The following is a 308-nucleotide window of genomic DNA, read 5'->3' on the forward strand; positions in this document are numbered from 1 at the left end:
GTCCCGTACAAATGTGTCAATTTCACCAATTTCAGATAGTTAGAAGACTCCTTACTAACAACCCACATTTACTTGCAGGCGTTGAACTATTGGCGTTAATGAGAAGGATGTTCTCTTTGGGGAAAGAAGAGTTTATAACTGCTTTTGATAAATGGTGTGATAAATGGAAAGAGTTCCAAATGAACGAACTCTCCTAATCTCGGGTAAGACAACTTATACACACAGAAGACTGAGAACAGCAAGACGTTCTATTAAGACACATCTGCCATGGCTCTATACGTGTGAGGAGCATCCGGATATACAAATAC

General features: G+C 39.6%; 1 pseudogene. It reads left to right on the top strand.

What is annotated here, in order from left to right:
• Positions 1 to 308 (top strand): annotated as a pseudogene (locus X919_RS17075) (transposase); the annotation flags it as partial.

The organism is Prevotella sp. HJM029 (assembly GCF_000599605.1).
Classification (GTDB): domain Bacteria; phylum Bacteroidota; class Bacteroidia; order Bacteroidales; family Bacteroidaceae; genus Prevotella.